General features: G+C 68.4%; 22 protein-coding genes and 1 pseudogene. 13 read left to right on the top strand and 10 right to left on the bottom strand.

The annotated features are described in order from the left end of the window. Nucleotides 1–107: 107 nt before the first annotated feature. The 6 genes from ACVNF4_RS17460 to ACVNF4_RS17485 all read left to right on the top strand — a co-directional run bounded on the left by ACVNF4_RS17460 (nt 108) and on the right by ACVNF4_RS17485 (nt 2,922). Complete coding sequence (locus ACVNF4_RS17460; protein WP_461803743.1) at nt 108–419, top strand: helix-turn-helix domain-containing protein; 312 nt, start codon at nt 108–110, stop codon at nt 417–419. A gap of 83 nt (nt 420–502) precedes the next feature. Next, the gene (locus tag ACVNF4_RS17465; RefSeq protein WP_461803744.1) at nt 503–694 is read left to right on the top strand and encodes a hypothetical protein; all 192 of its coding nucleotides are present in this window, start codon (nt 503–505) and stop codon (nt 692–694) included. Continuing rightward, nucleotides 678–1,202 carry a DUF6879 family protein gene (locus ACVNF4_RS17470; protein ID WP_461803745.1) on the top strand — a complete coding sequence of 175 codons (525 nt, stop codon included), beginning with the start codon at nt 678–680 and terminating at the stop codon, nt 1,200–1,202. Before ACVNF4_RS17465 ends, ACVNF4_RS17470 begins: the two co-directional genes overlap by 17 nt. Beyond that, nucleotides 1,199–2,029, top strand: coding sequence for a helix-turn-helix domain-containing protein (locus ACVNF4_RS17475; RefSeq protein WP_461803746.1), 831 nt, complete (start codon nt 1,199–1,201; stop codon nt 2,027–2,029). Before ACVNF4_RS17470 ends, ACVNF4_RS17475 begins: the two co-directional genes overlap by 4 nt. 80 nt (nt 2,030–2,109) lie before the next feature. Beyond that, the gene (locus ACVNF4_RS17480; RefSeq protein WP_461803747.1) at nt 2,110–2,334 is read left to right on the top strand and encodes a DUF397 domain-containing protein; all 225 of its coding nucleotides are present in this window, start codon (nt 2,110–2,112) and stop codon (nt 2,332–2,334) included. Nucleotides 2,335–2,424: 90 nt separating this feature from the next. After that, nucleotides 2,425–2,922 (top strand): hypothetical protein, encoded by a 498-nt coding sequence (locus tag ACVNF4_RS17485; protein WP_461803748.1) that lies wholly within the window; start codon nt 2,425–2,427, stop codon nt 2,920–2,922. A gap of 78 nt (nt 2,923–3,000) precedes the next feature. On the opposite strand, the gene ACVNF4_RS17490 is transcribed toward ACVNF4_RS17485, so the two are convergent. After that, nucleotides 3,001–3,276 (bottom strand): hypothetical protein, encoded by a 276-nt coding sequence (locus tag ACVNF4_RS17490; RefSeq protein WP_461803749.1) that lies wholly within the window; start codon nt 3,274–3,276, stop codon nt 3,001–3,003. 96 nt (nt 3,277–3,372) lie between these two features. Continuing rightward, a complete protein-coding gene (locus tag ACVNF4_RS17495; protein ID WP_461803750.1) occupies nt 3,373–4,536 on the bottom strand; it encodes an acyl-CoA dehydrogenase family protein in 1,164 nt (387 codons plus the stop codon). A 168-nt stretch (nt 4,537–4,704) separates the two neighbouring features. Between ACVNF4_RS17495 and ACVNF4_RS17500 the strand changes: the two genes are divergently transcribed. Further along, nucleotides 4,705–6,048 carry a UDP-glucose dehydrogenase family protein gene (locus tag ACVNF4_RS17500; RefSeq protein ID WP_461803751.1) on the top strand — a complete coding sequence of 448 codons (1,344 nt, stop codon included), beginning with the start codon at nt 4,705–4,707 and terminating at the stop codon, nt 6,046–6,048. A gap of 39 nt (nt 6,049–6,087) precedes the next feature. After that, nucleotides 6,088–6,492, top strand: a complete 405-nt coding sequence (locus ACVNF4_RS17505) for a hypothetical protein (RefSeq protein WP_461803752.1) — start codon at nt 6,088–6,090, stop codon at nt 6,490–6,492. A 192-nt stretch (nt 6,493–6,684) separates the two neighbouring features. Here ACVNF4_RS17505 and ACVNF4_RS17510 read toward each other — a convergent pair whose 3' ends face one another. The 4 genes and pseudogenes from ACVNF4_RS17510 to ACVNF4_RS17525 all read right to left on the bottom strand — a co-directional run bounded on the left by ACVNF4_RS17510 (nt 6,685) and on the right by ACVNF4_RS17525 (nt 10,860). After that, nucleotides 6,685–7,875 carry a dipeptidase gene (locus tag ACVNF4_RS17510; protein WP_461803753.1) on the bottom strand — a complete coding sequence of 397 codons (1,191 nt, stop codon included), beginning with the start codon at nt 7,873–7,875 and terminating at the stop codon, nt 6,685–6,687. Nucleotides 7,876–8,016: 141 nt separating this feature from the next. Next, nucleotides 8,017–9,200, bottom strand: a pseudogene (locus ACVNF4_RS17515) (dipeptidase). Next, nucleotides 9,197–9,724 carry a 5-(carboxyamino)imidazole ribonucleotide mutase gene (gene purE, locus ACVNF4_RS17520; protein WP_461803754.1) on the bottom strand — a complete coding sequence of 176 codons (528 nt, stop codon included), beginning with the start codon at nt 9,722–9,724 and terminating at the stop codon, nt 9,197–9,199. Before purE ends, ACVNF4_RS17515 begins: the two are co-directional and overlap by 4 nt. After that, entirely contained in the window at nt 9,721–10,860 is a 1,140-nt protein-coding gene (locus ACVNF4_RS17525) for a 5-(carboxyamino)imidazole ribonucleotide synthase (RefSeq protein WP_461803755.1), read from the bottom strand. Before ACVNF4_RS17525 ends, purE begins: the two co-directional genes overlap by 4 nt. Nucleotides 10,861–11,069: 209 nt before the next feature. Between ACVNF4_RS17525 and ACVNF4_RS17530 the strand changes: the two genes are divergently transcribed. Next, nucleotides 11,070–11,576, top strand: a complete 507-nt coding sequence (locus ACVNF4_RS17530; protein ID WP_461803756.1) for a GtrA family protein — start codon at nt 11,070–11,072, stop codon at nt 11,574–11,576. Nucleotides 11,577–11,686: 110 nt separating this feature from the next. On the opposite strand, the gene ACVNF4_RS17535 is transcribed toward ACVNF4_RS17530, so the two are convergent. Then, a complete protein-coding gene (locus ACVNF4_RS17535; RefSeq protein ID WP_461803757.1) occupies nt 11,687–12,961 on the bottom strand; it encodes an ATP-binding protein in 1,275 nt (424 codons plus the stop codon). A gap of 57 nt (nt 12,962–13,018) precedes the next feature. After that, nucleotides 13,019–13,696 carry a response regulator transcription factor gene (locus ACVNF4_RS17540; protein ID WP_355881015.1) on the bottom strand — a complete coding sequence of 226 codons (678 nt, stop codon included), beginning with the start codon at nt 13,694–13,696 and terminating at the stop codon, nt 13,019–13,021. Between the two features lie 278 nt (nt 13,697–13,974). On the opposite strand from ACVNF4_RS17540, the gene ACVNF4_RS17545 reads away from it, so the two are divergent. From ACVNF4_RS17545 to ACVNF4_RS17560, 4 genes are all read left to right on the top strand, one after another. After that, nucleotides 13,975–15,480 (top strand): oligopeptide:H+ symporter, encoded by a 1,506-nt coding sequence (locus ACVNF4_RS17545; protein WP_461803758.1) that lies wholly within the window; start codon nt 13,975–13,977, stop codon nt 15,478–15,480. A gap of 157 nt (nt 15,481–15,637) precedes the next feature. Then, a complete protein-coding gene (locus ACVNF4_RS17550) occupies nt 15,638–16,297 on the top strand; it encodes an LPXTG cell wall anchor domain-containing protein (protein ID WP_461803759.1) in 660 nt (219 codons plus the stop codon). Continuing rightward, nucleotides 16,287–17,252 (top strand): hypothetical protein, encoded by a 966-nt coding sequence (locus ACVNF4_RS17555; RefSeq protein WP_461803760.1) that lies wholly within the window; start codon nt 16,287–16,289, stop codon nt 17,250–17,252. Before ACVNF4_RS17550 ends, ACVNF4_RS17555 begins: the two co-directional genes overlap by 11 nt. Further along, the gene (locus tag ACVNF4_RS17560) at nt 17,253–18,515 is read left to right on the top strand and encodes a hypothetical protein (protein WP_461803761.1); all 1,263 of its coding nucleotides are present in this window, start codon (nt 17,253–17,255) and stop codon (nt 18,513–18,515) included. Nucleotides 18,516–18,526: 11 nt separating this feature from the next. Here ACVNF4_RS17560 and ACVNF4_RS17565 read toward each other — a convergent pair whose 3' ends face one another. After that, a complete protein-coding gene (locus tag ACVNF4_RS17565; RefSeq protein ID WP_461803762.1) occupies nt 18,527–19,030 on the bottom strand; it encodes a hypothetical protein in 504 nt (167 codons plus the stop codon). A 113-nt stretch (nt 19,031–19,143) separates the two neighbouring features. Next, complete coding sequence (locus ACVNF4_RS17570; RefSeq protein ID WP_461803763.1) at nt 19,144–19,392, bottom strand: hypothetical protein; 249 nt, start codon at nt 19,390–19,392, stop codon at nt 19,144–19,146. Nucleotides 19,393–19,707 lie beyond the last annotated feature (315 nt).

Below are 19,707 nucleotides of genomic sequence, written 5' to 3' on the forward strand. Positions count from 1 at the left end.
GCACCGGAAACCGTCCAACTCTGCGACGCGGCCTTCGAGTCGGTGTGGGAACGGGCCACCCCGCACGCGGAGTTCCAGCCGTTCTGATACCCCGGCCACCGACAGAAATGACCTCGTCCTCCTCAAGCGTCCAGGAAGCTCGCAGGGCTCTCGGCAGACGTCTGGCAGAGCTCCGGACCGAAGCCGGCTTCACCAAAAGAGCGTTGGCTGCCCAACTGGGCTGGCACGAGTCGAAATGCTCGCGCTTCGAGAGCGGCACGCGTCCGCCCTCGGAGCGCGACCTTCGTGCGTGGACGACCGTTTGTGGTGTTCCGAGTGCGGCCGAAGATCTGATCACGGCCGCGCGTGGCATAGAAGGCATGTACATCGACACGGGAGTTGGAGGGAACCTTCGCGGTTTCCCGTTCCGTCAACCGTGATCGCTTGACCGGCACGCTCAACCCTCGGGAGCATCGACCCAGACACCGTGCCGGCGATGGACACGGGAGAGAGGACCCAGCCCATGAAGGTCACCAAACTGGTCAGTTCGTGCGATCTCAAGGATTGCCCGACGATCTACGCGACGGATCGCGGCACGTACCTGGTACAGGGTGAGACGCCGACAGACCACGGGCTTCGAATTCCCGCGCACGAAACCCTGGTCGAGATCCCCGTGGAACTACTCCAGAAGGCCATCCGTGACAAGCTCGTCTAAAACCCTCGGCGAACTCTTCGACTCGTTCGAACGCGAGGCTTTCCGCCTGGAAACCCTGGACGACTACAGCAAGTCCGGGAACGTGGATGCCTACCAGAGATTCCTCGCCGGAGAGCCGCAGCCGGACGACTACAACGCGGGCTGGGTGAAGGAGCTCCGCTCGCACACCGGCAAGGGGAAGCGGGTCTACCGGGTGCACGTTCTGTCCCGCCCGCTCACAGAATATCTCCGCTTCGAACTCGGGTGGGGTTACCAGAAGAACATGACCGGGGGTGAAGAGTTCTTCATCCTCGATATCACCGGGAAGCAAAGCCCCCTGGAGGGTGTCCCTGATTTCTGGTTCTTCGATTCTTCGTCCGTGGCAGTGATGAGCTACGACGAGGACGGAAAGTATCTGGGATCGGAAGCGTTGCCGCCGGAACGAGCGGCTGAATTCACCGAGTACCGTGACATGGCACTCGCACACGCGGAACCGTTCAGCGAATGGTGGATCAAGTACGGGGTGTGAACAGAGCGCAGCTCGGAGCAGCACTGCGGGCACTGCGAAAGGCATCCGGCAAGGAAGCCAAAGCGGTGGCCCGCAGTGCTCTCATGTCTCCGTCCAAGCTGTCCAAGATCGAGAACTCCAAGCTGGCTCCCAGCTCGATGGATGTCGAGCGCATCCTGACGGCTATCGGCGTATCGGACGAGGTCAAGGCCGAATACGCCGAGGCCGCCCGAGCATCGGCCACCGAGACGACCGCGTGGAGACTCCTAAAGCGGATGGGGGTTCACAAGGGTCAGCAGGCGGCCAAGGCTCTGGAGTCTCAGATGTCGACACTGCGGCTGTTCCAACCCGCGCTCGTCCCTGGACTGCTCCAGACGCCTGAATACATCCGGGCCGTTCTGCAACGTCACCACCTGAGTGAGGACGCTCTCACGCGAACACTCAACGGGCGGCTTGAGCGGCAGGCGGTTCTCTATGACAGAACCAAGTCCCTACGGTTCGTGATCACAGAGCCTGTTCTGCGCTGGCGAATCGTCCCTCCGCAGATGATGGCCGCACAACTGGATCGCATCGTTTCCGTCTCCAGGCTGTCTCACATCGACATTCGCGTAGTTCCGTTGGATATCCAGCAGTGCGACGTTCCGAATCACGCGTTCGTCATCCGTGACGACCGTATGGTCACTATAGAAACAGTTCACGCCGAGGTGGTGGCCACGGACCCCAGGGATATCGATCTGTACGTCGAAAAGTTCGAAACATTCGAGCGCTTGGGATTGTCCGGAACGGATATGCGAAGCATGATCGAGAGTATCCGAAACGACTTTTTGCAGGAACGGGAAACAGACTAGAGACGCGTCCGTGCCCCGCCGAAGATTGCGGCATGGAGTGGTCAGTCATGGCCGCGATCAGTTGGCAGAAAGGTGCAGCGATGCAGCACGGAACCGACCTGTACGCGCTCGACATCAGCGGAGCCGTCTTCGTCCAAGCATGCGGCGGCCCCTGCACGGAGGGGTGCGTGACCCTGGCTCGGATCGGCAACGGCCTCTGGGCGGTCGGTGACAGCAAGCGGCCTGACGCACAGCCGCTGCGGTTCACCACGGAGGAGTTGGACGCGGCCGGGATCGAACCGGCGCGCTTCGGCCTGCGGGTCTGATCCTCCGCTCTCCCCAACCAGTCCCAGTTCCCTTCCGGCAGACCGGGACTGGTTGGTTCCGCCATCGCTCACACGGAACAGGAACGACTGGTGCACCACCACGGCTACCTGTGGACCGGACCGAAAGAACGCTTCGACAACGAGGCTCTCCGACGTCCTCCGCACCCAGATCCTCCACCTGCACCACTGTCCGACCAGGACGTACAGGCAGAGCGGCTGCTCAAGCGGTACCGCGAGGTGACCGCGGAGTTCCCCACTTCGGATCTGCCGCCGCTCGAAACGGCGTACTGGCTGGTCAAACCCCGTTCCCTCGTACGCGGCACGTGGGGGGAGGCGCAGGAAGCGGCGGCATGGCTCGGGGAACGACTCACGGACCACGCACCCCGGTTCAGCTCGGAGGCGCAGCGCGACACCATCCATCTGGCCCTGCTGGTGAACTCCGCCGCTGAACGGCTGGGCTCGGGGGCTGATCTGTCGTACGGCTTCTACCTGGAACGCCCCTCGTACCTGTCCCTGGCAGTGGTGACATGTTCCCCGAATCGCTCACTGCCCGAACTGGCCTGCCCAGTCAGACAGTCGAAGCTGTGACCGGCGGTACCGCGAGGCTCAGATCCTCACGCAGGCAGCGCAGCGTCGGGCGGGCCGGGCGCAGCGGGCCGGGTGCGCTCATTCCTCGATTCCCCCGACCGCGTCGATCTCTTCCGCGGTCAGCCCGGTCAGCAGCATCACATCCGATTTCAGCGACCCGTCCAGCACACTGAGCGCCTCCACCATCCCGGACCGCAGATCCTCACGGCGCTGCTCCAGATACGCCCGGACCGCCTCAGCCACCAGATCCTTCTTCGTCAGTCCCAGGAAATGAGCGCCCTGGCTGATCAATTTATCCGTCGCCTGATCCACCTTCAGCGGGGACTGGCGCACCGGCTTAGCCGCTGTCGTCATCGTCGACACCTCCACGACCATGGTACCTAAGTACCTCACGACCCGGTCAAAGTCCGGCACCCCGCTCCAAGAGCGGGGTGTCGAGCCAAGGAGGCGTTAGGGAAGGTTCCTCGCCATCACGATCCGCTGCACCTGGTTCGTGCCCTCATAAATCTGCGTGATCTTCGCATCCCGCATCATCCGCTCCACCGGGTAGTCACGGGTGTACCCGTACCCCCCGAGGAGCTGCACCGCGTCGGTGGTGACCTCCATCGCGATGTCCGAGGCGAAGCACTTGGCGGCGGCGCCCTGGTAGGTGAGGTCGGCGTCGAGGCGTTCGGAGGCGGCGGCGGCCTGGTACGTCAAAGCACGCGCCGCGGAGATCTTCATGGACATGTCGGCGAGCATGAACTGGATGCCCTGGAAGTCGGCGATGGGCTTGCCGAACTGCTTGCGTTCCTGGACGTAGTTCTTGGCGTAGTCGAAGGCGCCTTGGGCGACGCCGAGGGCCTGGGCGGCGATGGTGATGCGGGTGTGGTCGAGGGTCTTCATGGCGGTGGCGAAACCGGTGCCCTCGGCGCCGATCATGCGGTCCGCGGGGATGCGGACGTTGTCGAAGTAGACCTCGCGGGTGGGGGACCCCTTGATGCCGAGCTTCTTCTCGGGGGCGCCGAAGGAGACACCCTCGTCGGACTTCTCGACGACGAACGCGGAGATCCCCTTGGACCGCTTCTCGGGGTCGGTGACCGCGAGGACGGTGTAGTACTCGGAGACGCCCGCGTTGGTGATCCAGCGCTTGACGCCGTTGAGGATCCAGTGGTCGCCGTCGCGCACCGCGCGGGTCTTCATGCCGGCCGCGTCGGAACCGGCGTCCGGCTCGGAGAGGCAGTAGGAGAACATCGCGTCGCCCTTGGCCAGCGGGCCGAGGTACTTCTTCTTCAGCTCCTCGGAGCCGGAGAGGATCACCGGGAGCGAGCCGAGCTTGTTGACCGCCGGGATCAGCGAGGACGACACGCAGGCGCGGGCCACCTCCTCGATGACGATGACGGTGGCGAGCGCGTCGGCACCGGCGCCGCCGTACTCCTCCGGGACGTGCACGGCGTGCAGGTCGCTCGCGACGAGGGCGTCCAGCGCCTCCTGCGGGAAGCGGGCCTCCTCGTCGACCGCGGCGGCGAACGGCGCGATCTTGGCCTCGGAGAGAGCGCGGATCGCGTCGCGGAGCATGTCGTGCTCCTCGGTCGGGCGGTACAGGTCGAAATCAGCCGATCCGGCCAAGGTCATTCACTCCAGACGACGCTAATTACCGTTAAGTAACTCAAAGTTTAGGGCGCGGCCCTCGGGACGGGTACGTGAGCTACGCGACAAGAGGGAATCTGCCCGGTGAGGGCGCCGTACACGCCCCGACTATGCTCAGGCAGCGCACGTCCGGCCGAACCTGTGGAGCCCCCCATGAGCCTCAAGATCACCGTGATCGGCACCGGTTACCTCGGTGCCACGCACGCGGCGGCGATGGCGGAACTCGGCTTCGAGGTGCTCGGTCTCGACGTCGTCCCGGAGAAGATCGAGATGCTCCAGCGGGGCGAGGTCCCGATGTACGAGCCGGGCCTTGAGGAACTGCTGCGCAAGCACGTCGCCGGGATCGAGGGGTCGTCCGGGCGGCTGCGGTTCACCCTCGACTTCGCCGAGGCCGCCGCCTTCGGGGACGTCCACTTCGTGTGCGTCAACACGCCCCAGCGGCACGGCGAGTACGCCGCCGACATGTCGTACGTCGACGCCGCGATCGCGTCCCTCGCCCCCCATCTCGACCGGCCCACCCTCGTCGTCGGCAAGTCCACCGTCCCCGTCGGCTCCGCCGACCGCCTCGCCGCGTACCTCGCCGCGCACGCGCCCGCCGGGGAGGGGGCCGAGCTGGCCTGGAACCCCGAGTTCCTGCGGGAGGGGTTCGCCGTGCAGGACACTCTGCGGCCCGACCGGGTCGTCGTCGGCGTGCGCAGCGAGCGGGCCGAGCGGCTGCTGCGCGAGGTGTACGCGACGCCGGTCGCCGCCGGGACGCCGTTCGTCGTCACCGACTTCCCGACCGCCGAGCTGGTCAAGACCTCCGCGAACTCGTTCCTCGCCACGAAGATCTCCTTCATCAACGCCATGGCCGAGGTGTGCGAGGCCGCCGGCGGGGACGTCGCGAAGCTCGCCGAGGCGATCGGGTACGACGACCGGATCGGCCACAAGTTCCTGCGCGCCGGCATCGGGTTCGGCGGGGGGTGCCTCCCCAAGGACATCCGCGCCTTCATGGCCCGCGCCGGCGAACTGGGCGCCGACCAGGCGCTCACCTTCCTGCGCGAGATCGACTCCATCAACATGCGCCGGCGCGGACAGATGGTGGAGATGACCCGTGAGGCGTTGGGTGACGGCGCCTTCCTCGGCAAGCGTGTCGCCGTCCTCGGTGCCGCCTTCAAGCCCGACTCCGACGACGTCCGCGACTCCCCCGCGCTGAACGTCGCCGGCCAGATCCACCTCCAGGGCGCCCAGGTCACCGTCTACGACCCCAAGGGCATGCCCAACGCCCGCCGCCTCTTTCCGACGCTGGGGTACGCGGAGACGGCGGTGGACGCCGTGCGCGGCGCCGACGTTGTCCTCCACCTCACGGAGTGGCGGGAGTTCCGGGAGCTGGATCCCGCGGTGCTGGGGGAGGTCGCGCGGGAGAGGGTGATCCTGGACGGGCGGAACGCGTTGGATCCGGGGGCGTGGCGCAAGGCGGGGTGGGTCTATCGGGGGATGGGGCGGCCTACGGCCTGAGGCGGGCAAGGTCCGACCGGCGAGTAGGGAGACGTTGAGATGCGACATCTCACCCCGGCCTTCACCCTCGGCGCACTGCGCCGCGGGAAACAGGTCGAGCAGTTCCTCGGCGGGATCGAACGCGACGGTCGGCGGGGTCTTCGCTGGGTCACCGTCAGTCCGGGCCGGGAGGGTGTCATGGTCTGTCTGAGCGAAGTCGAGGACGTCGGCGACGACACCTTCCGCGACGTCACCGAGTTCCCGCCTCTCGACCTGGAAGACGAAGTCTGGGGAAAGGAGATCGGCACCGTGGCGAACCCGGAGGAGGCGCTCCGCCTGGCCGAACGTGAGCTCGGCGCGGATCCCGCTCGCTGGGTCAACCAGGGTTTCGTCTGCGACGAGTACCACGACTTCCAGGCCGCACACGGGATCGCGCATGGGATCGCACACCCTACGAGTCCGTGATGTTTCGACGCTGCCTGGCACGGGTTCGCCGAACATGTGCGCTTCGCTGAAACCTCACGCCGAGCCGCACCGCCTTCACCGGACTGGTCACCCTCGCTCGCGACACCGACGTGTAGTCCAGCCTTCGAAAACCCCGCTGTTCCTCCCGACCCCGTCCCCGGAGCAGCGGGGTTCCGTACCGTCAGCGCAAGGTCAACCGCCGTCCAGTTCCTCCCGCGTCGCCATGGACGGCTCCCGTCGGTCCTGGGCCGCCCTGGACAGGAAGTCGGCGCTGCGCAGGACGCGTTGGAGGTTCTCCCAGGTGACGAGGTTGATGTCGGAGTCGGGCCAGCCTCGGTGGAGGAGTTCGGTGATGAGGTGGGGGTAGGCGGAGGGGTCGGGGAGGCCCTCGGGGTGGGCTGACGGGGAGTCGTAGACGCCGGAGAGGGCGACGGAGGCGGGGCCGGCGATCTCGCGGATGTGGTCGAGGTGGTCGGCCACGTCCGTCAGGGCCGGGCCGGTCTGGTCGGCCGTCAGCGGGACCATGCAGACGCCCTTGGCGCGGCCGAGGGCGGCGAGCAGGTCGTCGGAGAGGTTGTCGGGGTGGGGGCGCAGGGCGCGGGCCGCCGAGCGGGTGCACAGCACCGGGCTCTTGGAGAGGGTCAGCGCGCGGACGATCGTCGCGTCGGAGGCGCCGGAGAGGTCGGCGACGACACCGAGGCGGTTCATCTCGCGCACCACCTCCTCCCCGAACCGGCTGAGCCCCGCCTCGCTGGCCCACCCCGTCCCGGCCAGGGTGAGGACGCGCAGGCCGAGGGAGTGCAGGATGCGCAGGACGGCGAGGGAGTCGTCGAGGGCGGGGGCGCCGGCGGGGCCCAGCAGGACGGCGACCCGGCCGCAGTTCCGGGCATCGATGACCTGACCTGCGGTGTGGGCCGTGCGCAGGCCCTCGGGGTGGGCCGCGACGACCGCCCGGACGAGGTCGATCTGCTCCAGCGTGACGGCCGTGGCCCGCTCGGCGGCGTCGGGGAGGCGCAGCGCCCAGAACACGGCGCCGACGTGGCCCTCGCGGAGGCGGGGGATGTCGGTGTCGACGCCGGTCTCGCCGAGTTCGAGGTCGTACCAGGGGAGTCCGCGGAGGGTCCAGGGGAGGGTGTTGTAGCCGTCGGCGACGGGGTGGTCGGTGAGGAGTTGGCGGGCGCGGGCGAGGGGGTCGTGGGGGTGGGTACGAGGGATGCCGGCGTCGGCATCAGGCTCCGCACCGGCACCGGGGCTTGTCATGCCGCCCGCCCTGGTACCCGTCACACCCGTTGTCCCGCCCTCTGTCACACCCCCCGCCCCATCCCCGAAGGGCTCCTCGCCGATCGCCGTGGTGGGGTGCAGTTCGTCCTGGAGTTCTGCCATGAGGGGGCTCCGTACGTCGTGATCGGCGTAGTGATCAGCAGTACGGCAACCGTCGCACGCGGCGGGGAGGGTCTCGCGGTGGACGGGGCGTTCGGGGGTACGCGACCTGTTTCGGCCGGGTACCCCGTCGTCCGCGCTGTGCTACGCGGCTCCGTCCAGCTCCTCGATCCGTGCCGTCGACGCTCCCCGCGTCCCCTGGATCCCCCGCGCCACGTCCTCCGCCGCGCCGAGCACCCGGACCGCGTTCTGCCAGGTCAGCTTGGCGAGGTCGGTGCGGGACCAGCCTCGGTCGAGGAGTTCGGTGAGGAGGTTGGGGTAGCCGGAGACGTCGGCGAGGCCGTCCGGGGTGAAGGCGGTGCCGTCGTAGTCGCCGCCGATGCCGAGGTGGTCGACGCCCGCGACCTCGCGCATGTGGTCGAGGTGGTCGGCGACGGTGGAGACGGTCGCGATCGGGCGGGGGTTCGCCTCCTCGAAGGCGCGGTGGAGGGCCATCGCCTCGGGGGTCGTGTCGAGGTGGTGGAAACCGTGGGCGCGCAGATGGTCGTCCGCCGCCGCCGTCCAGTCGACCGCCGCCTGGAGGACGAACTTCGGGACGAACGTCACCATCGCCATGCCGCCGTTCGCGGGGAGGCGTTCGAGGACGTCGTCCGGGATGTTGCGGGGGTGGTCGCAGACCGCGCGGGCGGAGGAGTGCGAGAAGATCACCGGCGCGGACGACGTGTCGAGGGCCGCCCTCATCGTCGTCGGCGCGACGTGGGAGAGGTCGACGAGCATGCCGAGCCGGTTCATCTCGCGGACGACCTCGCGGCCGAACTCCGTGAGCCCGCCGACGTTCGGGACGTCCGTCGCGGAGTCGGCCCACGGGATGTTGTCGTTGTGGGTGAGCGTCATGTAGCGGACGCCGAGGGCGTACAGCCCCCGGAGCGTGCCGAGGGAGCAGGCGATGGAGTGGCCGCCCTCGGCGCCCATCAGCGACGCGATACGGCCCTCCGCGCGCGCCGCCTCCATGTCGGCCGCGCCGAACGCGGCCCGCAGGTCGCGGGGTGCCGCTCGATCAGCCGCCGTACGCAGTCGATCTGCTCCAGCGTCGCCCGCACGGCGTCCGGCAGGTCGGACCGCACGTACACGGACCAGTACTGCGCCCCCACCCCGCCCTCCCGCAGCCTCGGCAGGTCGGTGTGCAGATGCCCGTCCTGCCGCACGGCGATGTCCCGCGCACCGAGGTCGTAGTGCACCTGCTCACGCAGCGCCCAGGGGAGGTCGTTGTGCCCGTCGACGACGGGGAACTCGGCGAGGAGCTCCCGGACCCGCTCGGCGCCGCTCACTTTCCGAACCCGAACGACTCCTTGGCCCCCTCGACCTTGGCCCGCAGGCGCTTGCCCTTCTCGGTGGCCTGGTCGTTGAGGTCCTGCTGGAAGTCCTTCATCCGTCCGAGGAGTTCCTCGTCGTGGGAGGCGAGGATCCGTGCGGCCAGCAGACCCGCGTTGCGCGCGCCGCCGACGGAGACGGTCGCGACGGGGACACCGGCCGGCATCTGGACGATGGACAGCAGCGAGTCCATGCCGTCCAGGTACTTCAGGGGTACGGGTACCCCGATGACCGGCAGCGGTGTGACGGACGCGAGCATCCCGGGGAGGTGCGCCGCTCCCCCGGCCCCGGCGATGATCACCTTCAGGCCCCGCTCCGCCGCGCGCTCCCCGTACGCGATCATTTCGTGCGGCATCCGGTGCGCCGAGACGACGTCCACCTCGTACGCGACCTCGAACTCGTCGAGCGCCTGCGCCGCCGCCTCCATGACGGGCCAGTCGGAATCGGATCCCATGACGATGCCTACGACGACGGGACTCATTCGGTGATGGTTCCTCTCAAATAGCCAGCCGCGTGGTGGGCGCGGTCGAGGGTGTCGGTGAGGTCGGTGCCGTAGGTGTTGACGTGGCCTACCTTGCGGCCGGGCTTCACGTCCTTGCCGTACATGTGGATCTTGAGCTGGGGGTCGCGGGCCATGCAGTGCAGGTACGCGGAGTACATGTCGGGGTAGTCGCCGCCGAGGACGTTGGCCATGACGGTCCAGGGCGCGCGGGGGCGCGGGTCGCCGAGGGGGAGGTCCAGGACCGCGCGGACGTGGTTGGCGAACTGGGACGTCATCGCGCCGTCCTGCGTCCAGTGGCCGGAGTTGTGGGGGCGCATCGCGAGTTCGTTGACGAGGATGCGGCCGTCGCGGGTCTCGAAGAGTTCGACGGCGAGGTGGCCGACGACGCCGAGCTCCTTGGCGATCGTCAGGGCCATCTCCTCGGCGGCCAGCGCCAGCTCCTCGTCGAGGTCGGGGGCCGGGGCGATGACGGTGTCGCAGACGCCGTTCACCTGCCGGGACTCGACGACGGGGTAGGCGACGGCCTGCCCGTGCGGGGAGCGGACGACGTTGGCGGCCAGCTCGCGGACGTAGTCGACCTTCTCCTCGGCGAGGACGGGGACGCCGGCGCGGAAGGGGTCGTCCGCGTCGTCGGGGCCGTCGACGACCCACACGCCCTTGCCGTCGTAGCCGCCCCGGACGGTCTTGAGTACTACGGGGAAACCCGCACCCTCGGCGGCGAACGCGGCGACGTCCGCCGGGTCGCTCACGATGCGGTGCCTCGGGCAGGGCACGCCGATCGCCGTGAGCCTGGCCCGCATCACGCCCTTGTCCTGCGCGTGCACGAGCGCGTCAGGGCCGGGGCGGACGGGGATGCCGTCGGCCTCCAGGGCGCGGAGGTGCTCCGTGGGCACGTGTTCGTGGTCGAACGTGATCACGTCGCAGCCCCTCGCGAACGCGCGCAGCGTGTCCAGGTCGCGGTAGTCGCCGATGACGACGTCGCTCACCACCTGGGCCGCCGAGTCCTGAGGGGTGTCACTGAGAAGCTTGAACCTGATGCCCAACGGGATGCCCGCTTCGTGCGTCATACGCGCGAGCTGGCCACCGCCGACCATGCCGACTACCGGGAACGTCACACCCACAGGGTATCGGCCACGCCGGCCGGCCCGTCCGCCGCGCCTCTTAACTCCGGTTTCCCTCGCTCATACCCGCAGTTTCCCCACTGCTTCCCGAGCCGTTTCCAACCCGTGAGGCCGACCACAGGAAACCTCCATCGAGGGTGGTTAGCATGGCTGGGTTGACGAAAACGGCGACGAAACCGACCCGGACGGGGGCTTGTACGAGCATGGAACACGGTTCCACGGGGCATGCTTCCGGATTGCGCCGCATCGTGCGCGAGGTGGCGAAGTTCGGGGCGGTGGGCGGGGCCGGGGTGCTGGTCAACCTCGCGGTCTTCAATCTCGTCCGGCACGGGACGGAGTTGCAGGTCGTCCGCGCGAGCGTGATCGCCACGGCCGTCTCCATCGTCTTCAACTACATCGGGTTCCGGTACTTCACCTACCGTGACCGCGACAAGAGCGGGCGGACGAAGGAACTGACCCTCTTCATGTTCTTCTCGGCGATCGGGATGGTCATCGAGAACGGGGTCCTCTACGTCGCCACGTACGCGTTCCACTGGGACAGCCCGCTCCAGAGCAACATCTTCAAGTTCCTCGGGATCGGGATCGCGACGCTGTTCCGGTTCTGGTCGTACCGGACGTGGGTGTTCAAGACGGTGGAGGAAGAGGCGGTGGCGGGGGCCGAGGCGATTCTGGAGCAGCGGACGGCTTCGCGGGTGGGTGAGCGGGCGTAGTCGGCCGGGTGCGGGGTGGGTGGGCGGTTTTGCGCAGTTCCCCGCGCCCCTATTCGCGCAGTTCCGCGCGCCCCTGATGCGCAGTTCCTCGCGCCCCTGAAGGCGGCCCCTCACCTCACCGTCGGCTCGTCCGCCTCCGGCTCCTTGTGCAGCGGTGCCGTCCGCGACAGGAACAACCCGAACACCGGCGGCTGCGTCTGGAGCATCTCCAGGCGCCCGCCGTCCGCCTCCGCCAGATCCCGGGCCACCGCCAACCCGATCCCCGTCGAGTTGCGCCCACTGATCGCCCGCTCGAAGATGCGCGCCCCCAGATCCCCCGGCACCCCCGGCCCCTCGTCCGTCACCTCGATGACCGACTGGTTCCCGGTGACGCGCGTGCGGAGCGCGACGGTGCCGCCGCCGTGCATGAGGGAGTTCTCGATGAGGGCGGCGAGGACCTGGGCGACGGCGCCGGGGGTGCCGACGGCCTGGAGGTGGCGCTTGCCGGAGCTGACGATGGCGCGGCCGGCGGAGCGGTAGGCGGGGCGCCACTCCGCGAGCTGCTGCTGGATGACCTCGTCGAGGTCGAAGGAGACGGCGTTGCCGGTGCGGGGGTCGCGGGAGTTCGTGAGGAGCCGCTCGACGACGTCCGTGAGCCGCTCGACCTGCGTCAATGCGACGTTCGCCTCCTCCTTCACCGTCTCCAGGTCGTCGGTGAGGGTGATCTCCTCAAGCCGCATCGACAGCGCCGTCAGCGGCGTCCGCAGCTGGTGGGACGCGTCGGCCGCGAGTCGCCGCTCGGCGGTCAGCATGCGGCCGATCCGCTCGGCGGAGGAGTCCAGGACGTCCGCGACCCGGTCCAGCTCGGGGACGCCGTACCGCTTGTGGCGGGGGCGGGGGTCGCCGGAGCCGAGGCGTTCGGCGGTCTCGGCGAGGTCGGTCAGCGGGGAGGCCAGCTTGTTGGCCTGGCGGACGGCGAGGAGGACGGCGGCGACGACGGCCAGCAGCGCGACGAGGCCGATGATCAGCAGCGTCCGGCCGACCTCCCGGGTCACCGCCGACTTCGGCTCCTCGACCCGGACGGTCTCCCCGCTCTCCCCCCGCTCCTGCGCGTGGATGACGTCGCCCTCGGGCTTCTTCCCGATCTCGATCGTCGGCCGCCCCGGGATCCGGATCACCGCGTACCGGTCCTGCGTCACCTGATCCCGCAATATCTCAGCGGTCACGTCCTCCGACCCGAGCAGCCGGCTGTCCACGATCCCCACGAGCCGCACAGCCTCGGAGTCGACCCGCTCCTGGGCGCTGTTGCTGATGGTGCGGCTCTCGACGATGACGAGGGAGACGCCGAAGACGGCGATGACGACGAGGACGACGGCGAGGGTGGACTGGATGAGGCGACGACGCACGGTGTTACTCCGACGGATGTTTTCGAGGCCGCCCCTGTGGTGCGACGCGCGTAGTGTCTAGCTCTTCTCGAACCTGAAGCCGACGCCTCGCACAGTGGCGATGTACCGGGGGTTCGCCGCGTCGTCACCCAGCTTCTTGCGCAGCCAGGAAATGTGCATGTCCAGCGTCTTGGTGGACGACCACCACGTCGTGTCCCAGACTTCCCGCATCAGCTGGTCCCGGGTGACCACCCGCCCGGCGTCCCGCACGAGCACCCGCAGCAGGTCGAACTCCTTCGCGGTGAGCTGGAGCTCCTCGTCCCCCATCCACGCCCGGTGGGACTCGACGTCGATCCGCACCCCGTGCGTGGCCGGCGGCTGCGCCGGCTCGGCGGCACCGCGCCGCAGCAGCGCCCGCACGCGCGCGAGCAGCTCGGCCAGCCGGAACGGCTTGGTGACGTAGTCGTCGGCGCCCGCGTCGAGCCCCACGACGGTGTCGACCTCGTCCGCGCGGGCGGTGAGGATGAGGATCGGCACGGTGTGGCCCTCGGAGCGCAGCCGTCGCGCCACTTCGAGTCCGTCCATACCGGGGAGTCCGAGATCGAGCACGACCAGGTCGATCCCGCCCTGCATCCCGGCGTCGAGCGCGGTCGGTCCGTCCTCCCGCACCTCGACCTCGTAGCCTTCCCGGCGGAGGGCTCGGGCCAGGGGTTCCGAGATGGACGCGTCGTCCTCGGCTAGCAGTACTCGGGTCATGAAGCTGATGGTAGTCCGCACGGGACGTGGCCAGGGGTGTGATCGCCCTGACTGTTTCTTACCAAGGGGCAAGGAGGGGCGTACCGGGCGCACGGCGGGTTCACGGAATTGGTCCGGACCTTGTGATCCGCGCCTCAAACGCTTCCGTTTCGCCCCCTACTCTGCCGTAAAGTGGCCAAACGCCTGATGCACTGCGGGGACCTTCGGCGAAGAAGCCGGGGGTCCTTTTTCATGTGCGGCGGCGTAAGCGACCCGTAAACAGCAAGGATCGATCCATCATGGCGTCCAGCCTGACGAAGGACTCGGCCCGTCGGGACATCCCTGGCCCCGAGCAGACCTTCTTCGGCCACCCGCGCGGTCTGGCCACGCTCTTCCTGACGGAGATGTGGGAGAGGTTCTCCTACTACGGCATGCGGGCACTGCTGCCGCTGTACCTGGTGGCGCCGGGCGGTATGCACCTGAGCGCGGGGACGGCGACGGCGATCTACTCCGTGTACGTCTCCCTGGTGTACCTGCTCGCGCTGCCCGGCGGCTGGTTCGCGGACCGGGTGCTCGGCCCGCGCAGGACCGTCGCCAGTGCCGGTCTGATCATCATGATCGGCCACCTCTGCCTCGCGATCCCGTTCTCCGGCTCCTTCTACGCCGGTCTCGGTCTCGTCGCGCTCGGCTCCGGTCTGCTGAAGGCCAACATCTCGACGATGGTCGGCCACCTCTACGACGGTCCGGACGACCCGCGCCGGGACGGCGGCTTCACGCTCTTCTACATCGGCATCAACCTGGGCGCGTTCGCCGCGCCGCTGGTGATCGGCACGATCGGGCAGAACGTCGACTGGCACATCGGGTTCGCGCTGGCCGCCGTCGGCATGGCGCTGGGCCTCGGCCAGTTCCTGCTGGGTACGCGCCACCTGAGCGAGCGCAGCGACGTCGTCCCGACCCCGCTGTCCGCCGCCGAGAAGTCGGCCACGCTCCGCAAGGGCCTGATCTGGCTCGCCGTCGCCGCGGTGTTCTACGGCGTCGTCGGCTTCACCGGGCACTTCACGCTGAACTGGGCGCTGATCCCGCTGACGGTGATCGGGCTGATCGTGCCGGTCCTCGTGATCGGGCGGATCAAGCGGGACAAGGACCTGGACGCGACCGAGCAGTCGAAGATGTCGGCGTACGTGTGGTTCTTCATCGCCGCCGCCGTCTTCTGGATGATCTACGACCAGGGCGGTTCGACGCTGTCGCTGTTCGCCGAGGGCAAGGCCGACAACACGGTCTTCGGCTGGGAGTTCCCGGTCTCCTGGTACCAGTCGGTCAACCCCGTGATGATCATGGCGCTCGCGCCGGTCTTCGCGTGGCTGTGGCTGTGGCTGAACCGGCGCGGGCAGGAGCCGAGCACGATCGTGAAGTTCGCGACGGGTCTCGTGCTGATCGGCGCCTCGTTCTTCCTCTTCCTCGCGCCCCTCTCCATCGCCGAGGGCGGACACAAGGCCGCCGCCCTCTGGATCGCCGGCATCTACTTCGTCCAGACCCTGGGCGAACTGACCCTCTCCCCCGTCGGCCTCTCCGTCACGACGAAGATGGCTCCCGCCAAGTACGCCTCCCAGATGATGGGCGTCTGGTTCCTCGCGGTGACCGCGGGCGACTCGGTGACGGCCCTGCTGTCCAACCCGGCTGTGGGTGGGGTGGACCTGGACAGGATGGGGTTCGTGGCGCTGGAGGCCGTGCTCGCGGTGATCGCGGGTGGGGCGGTGTGGATGTATCGGCGGAAGGTGAACTCCCTTATGGGGGACGTCAACTGACGTTGTGCGTGCTCGGCCCCTGCGTTCTTCGCGTTCTTCGCGTTCTTCGCAGGGGCCGTTGCCGTTTACGGGGGCCGTTGCCGTTCCCCTTCCTTCCTCAAGCCCTCAGGCGTACCTTGACGCACCAAATCTGATGGAGCGTCAGGGGTGAGTGGTCGTGGGCAAGCGGAAGCGGAGTGTCGTGCTCGCGTCGGGCGCGGTCCTGGTCGGGGTGGGGGTGCTGGGGGTCGCGCCGGTGGCGCGGGCGGACGTCGTCCAGGTCAACTACACCTGTAAGACGCCCATCGGGGTCAAGAGCGCGGTGTCGCCGATCGACGTCAAGGGCGAGAAGAGTGGGGGCGGTTACCGGATCACGATGTCCTGGCAGAAGGGGGTGTCGTCGAGTCCGGCCGAGTTGGGGGCCGGGACGATCAAACCCCGGGCGACGGTGAAGATCGGGGGTGCCGACAGTGGGACGCTCACCGTCACCGGTGCCCCGAATTCGGCCGCCATTCCGGCCAACACCCCTATAAAGATCAGCGACTTGAGCGGGATGTACACGCCGAAGAAGTCCGGCAAGGTCACGTTCACGCCCGACGTCCTGACGATCATCGCGCTCGGTACGACGACGACCTGTACGCCGACCAACTCGCCGGGTCCCGGGCTCACGTTGGACGTGACGGCGGCGGGCGGGGGTGGGGGTGGGGGTGACGAGCCTCCGGCCCAGTTGCCGCAGACCGGCCCCGAGGACTCGTTCACCGCACTCGCCACCTTCGGCGGGACGGTGCTGCTCCTCGGCGCGGCCGGCGCTCTGTGGCTGAACCGCCGTGCTCGTTAGGAGAGTTGCCGCGCTGCTCGCCGCCCTCGCGCTGTGTCTGACGGTGCCGGGGGCGGCGGGAGCCGTGTCCGGGCCGACCGTCCAGTTGGGGAAGTCCGAGGCGGGCAAGGGGAGTTCGATCGGCGTCAGCGGTGCGGGGTGGCCCGCGAACACGCTGCTGACGTTGCTGCTGTGCGGCCAGTCCAGCCCTTCACGTGGTGTCATCGGCGGCACCAACTCCTGCGCCAACGCGGACGGCCGTGCCGTCACGACCGACGCGCAGGGCAGGTTCAGCCGCCAACTCCCTGTCGTGGGGCCCCCGGTGCCCTGCCCCTGCGTCGTGCACGTCGCGACGGCGACCGGCGAGAAGGCTCAGGCCGACGCCGCGCTGAAGGTCGCCGGACATGAGGAGAAGGCGCTGCCCGAGGCGACCGGCATCGGGGAGCTGCGTGTCCTGAACACTCCTCGACTCACCGGCTCCAGCGGCCTGTTGACCTGGTTCGGCGCACCGCCCGCCCGCAAGTTCGTCGTGACGGTCGGCAACGCCGGCACCACCTCCGTCACCAACCCCGTCTTCCAAGTCGGCACCGCCCACAGCGTGTTCGCTCCCGAGTGGGACGACCACCAGTGGGACGGCACCCTCGCGCCCGGCCAACGCGCGCAACTGGAGCTGCCGTTCGAGCTGGCCACCGGCGCACACGGCGACTACACGGTCTCCCTGAGGTACGGCGGCAAGACCCTCGCCGACCACGACTGGGACGTCGGCCGCCCCTGGGGCGTCGTCCTCTTCTGGGCCCTCGTCGCCGTCGTCGTCCCCTCGGCCCTGTTCCGCATCGGCATGGCGATCGTCGACCGGCTCCGCGCCCGCCCGCGCGAGCCTGAGCGGCCGCCCCCCACTCAGACCCTGCCCTGGTTCACCCCGGACACGCAGGGCCACCTCTCCCCACCGCACGAGCCCCAGCCGAAAGGGAATTAAGTGAGAGCCACCAGGAGAACGGCCGGTGCCGTGATCGCGGTCGGGACGAGTGTCCTACTGGGCTTCGCGGCCGTGCCCGCTGTCGCCGCCGAGGTGTCGTACGCGACGCACTGCGTCCCCCCGGCCGGGATCGACCCCGTCGACGGAACCACGAAAGTCCAGGTCACCGCGCCCGCCACCGCGAAGGTCGGGGACACCGTGGACGTCGTCTGGAAGTTCGTCCAGGCCGCGTCCAAGAATCCGAACATCATCGATCTGCCCGCCGACTCGGTATTGCCGACAGGGACGTTGAAGGCGTCCGGGGCGCAGAGCGGGGACGTGCCGATGGAGGGGACGCGGAAGAATCCGGCGATTCCCAAGGGCGCGGAGATGGTGCTGTCGGACATGAAGGGGTCGTTGAAGCTGACGGCGGCGGGGGAGGTGAAGCTGACGCCGGACAAGTACGTCGTGGACGCGTTCGGGACGAAGACGAACTGTGCGCCGACGCAGGCGGTGGTGCCGTCGGCGACGATCACGGTGACGGGCGGGTCGTCCAACTCGCCGAGCTCCAGTCCGAGTTCGTCGCCCTCCTCTTCGCAGAGCCCTTCGTCGTCTCCCTCGCCGTCGCCCTCTCCCTCGCCCTCCGACCAGCAGACCGACTTCACCGGCAAGGTCGTCGACGTCCCCTACACCTGCCAGTCACCCCTGGGCGAGAAGAAGGCGACCTCTCCCGTCCAGATCAACGCCACCAAGAACGGCGGGAGTTACGCCCTCACCGTCCAGTTCAAGAAATCGGTGATGAACTCTCCCGCCGAGATCCCGGCCGGTTCCGTCAAACCCTCCATGGAAGTGAAGCTCGGCGGCGCGGACTCGGGCACGGTCCATGTCGAAGGCCCCCTGAACTCCGGGCCCATCAAGACCGGCGACCCGATCCAGATCCCCGACCTGAAGGGCACCTACAAGCCGGGCGCAACCGGTGAATCGACCCTGTCACCAGGGGAGTTGCTCATCGAGGCCCTCGGCACGAAGACCGTGTGCAAGCCGGACCGGAGCCTGGTGTCGCTCACCCTGACGACCGAGAAGCAGGAGGGCGGGGCGTCGGGAGGGTCGTCCACCAGCGGCGGGTCCACCACTGGCGGCGGGTCCAGCAGCACGAGCGGCGGGCTCGCAAACACCGGGGCCGGGGATCACGGGGCGCTGAAGGCGTTGGGGTTGGTCGCCGGGACCGCGATTCTGTTGGGGGGTGCGGTGTTCACGTTCATGCCGGGGCGTAGGAGTCGGTAGGGCACGGTGCGCTACACGCCTCGTAGCCCGATCGCGACAAGGGCACGCACGGCTTCGGCGCGCGAGCAGGCGTTCCGGTCGGCGTAGGAGTCCACCGCGTCAAGCAGTTCGCCCAGCCGCACCTGTACGCGGCCACCGATCTCCGGGCGCCCCGGTCCGCGCTCGGGCGGTGGGTCGTGCAGCCAGTACCGGATGGCCTGCTCGTGGCCATGGCGAGTGAGCCAGGCCAGGGCCTGATCGCCGGTCAGGAACCGGTACCGGTCTTCGACGGCGTGCCGGGTACCGGTTTCGGGTGGGATCACGTGGGACTCCAGCACCCAGCGGTGCCCTCCGGTGCGCAGGAGGGTGTTTCGTGTGGCCCGGACGGCTCCGGCCTTCCTCGAATTGCGGCGACGCTCGAACTCCTCGTCCGAGATCGCGTCCGCCTCAGGGTGCGAGGTGATGTCGTCGGGATCGAACCGTCCGTCGATCTCTCTTCGGTCACCGTCGTACCGATATACCGGCGTCCGCGTCATATACACCCCTGAAATAAGCGGCATTGTTTAATGTGAAAGAGCGCGGCCTCCCGAAGGTCGGGTTCGGGAGGCCGCACCGTCACCTGGGCGACGCGATTTTCAGTTGCCGCGCGTCAGCACGACCTGATGCCGTCGAAGCGCATCCAGGAGTGTGCTCTCTTTCGGGTCCACAACTCGCCGGGGTGAATGGTGAAGCATTCGCTGTCAGAGCCGTACGCCCACGCGAACTTGATCCGGTAACTGCTCCCGCACTCGCTGTCGGCGCACCACGCGTCGATGCGCTGCGGCGGGGCCGCGAGTACGCCTGTGTCACCCATACTCAGCGCCGCGACAGCGACGGCGAGTGCCAATCCTCGTTTCATGGAACGCAACTGCGCCTCCTTGCCATGGAGTTGTTGAGGGGTATTACCGTGGCCACGCCAGGCGTGCGCGAAAGTCGTGTAAATGAGTTCACGCGAGGACCGAAAGGCAGAATTCGGCCTTCCGGAGGAAGGATTACACCGTGCTCTTTCCCGGTTTTCGCGGCCATTGCGTCGGCCGCCGCGAGCCGGGGTGTCGGCCAGGGCGACTCTGGTGCGCAATTCGGCTGGTCAGGTGGCTAGTTGGGTGTAGAGGCGTGTGAGTCGGGTGGTGTTTCTGGGACGTGGTGCCGGGTCGTTCCAGTAGGCGTCGAGTCG

The organism is Streptomyces sp. S6 (genome assembly GCF_054880855.1).

Excerpts from the sequence above, each read along its gene's own strand:
- ACVNF4_RS17460 (WP_461803743.1), top strand. The coding sequence starts at position 108 with ATGACCTCGTCCTCCTCAAGCGTCCAGGAAGCTCGCAGGGCTCTCGGC.
- ACVNF4_RS17465 (WP_461803744.1), top strand. The coding sequence starts at position 503 with ATGAAGGTCACCAAACTGGTCAGTTCGTGCGATCTCAAGGATTGCCCG.
- ACVNF4_RS17480 (WP_461803747.1), top strand. The coding sequence starts at position 2,110 with ATGCAGCACGGAACCGACCTGTACGCGCTCGACATCAGCGGAGCCGTC.
- ACVNF4_RS17490 (WP_461803749.1), bottom strand. The coding sequence starts at position 3,276 with ATGACGACAGCGGCTAAGCCGGTGCGCCAGTCCCCGCTGAAGGTGGAT.
- ACVNF4_RS17495 (WP_461803750.1), bottom strand. The coding sequence starts at position 4,536 with ATGACCTTGGCCGGATCGGCTGATTTCGACCTGTACCGCCCGACCGAG.
- ACVNF4_RS17500 (WP_461803751.1), top strand. The coding sequence starts at position 4,705 with ATGAGCCTCAAGATCACCGTGATCGGCACCGGTTACCTCGGTGCCACG.
- ACVNF4_RS17505 (WP_461803752.1), top strand. The coding sequence starts at position 6,088 with ATGCGACATCTCACCCCGGCCTTCACCCTCGGCGCACTGCGCCGCGGG.
- ACVNF4_RS17510 (WP_461803753.1), bottom strand. The coding sequence starts at position 7,875 with ATGGCAGAACTCCAGGACGAACTGCACCCCACCACGGCGATCGGCGAG.
- purE (WP_461803754.1), bottom strand. The coding sequence starts at position 9,724 with ATGAGTCCCGTCGTCGTAGGCATCGTCATGGGATCCGATTCCGACTGG.
- ACVNF4_RS17530 (WP_461803756.1), top strand. The coding sequence starts at position 11,070 with ATGGAACACGGTTCCACGGGGCATGCTTCCGGATTGCGCCGCATCGTG.
- ACVNF4_RS17540 (WP_355881015.1), bottom strand. The coding sequence starts at position 13,696 with ATGACCCGAGTACTGCTAGCCGAGGACGACGCGTCCATCTCGGAACCC.
- ACVNF4_RS17545 (WP_461803758.1), top strand. The coding sequence starts at position 13,975 with ATGGCGTCCAGCCTGACGAAGGACTCGGCCCGTCGGGACATCCCTGGC.
- ACVNF4_RS17565 (WP_461803762.1), bottom strand. The coding sequence starts at position 19,030 with ATGACGCGGACGCCGGTATATCGGTACGACGGTGACCGAAGAGAGATC.
- ACVNF4_RS17570 (WP_461803763.1), bottom strand. The coding sequence starts at position 19,392 with ATGAAACGAGGATTGGCACTCGCCGTCGCTGTCGCGGCGCTGAGTATG.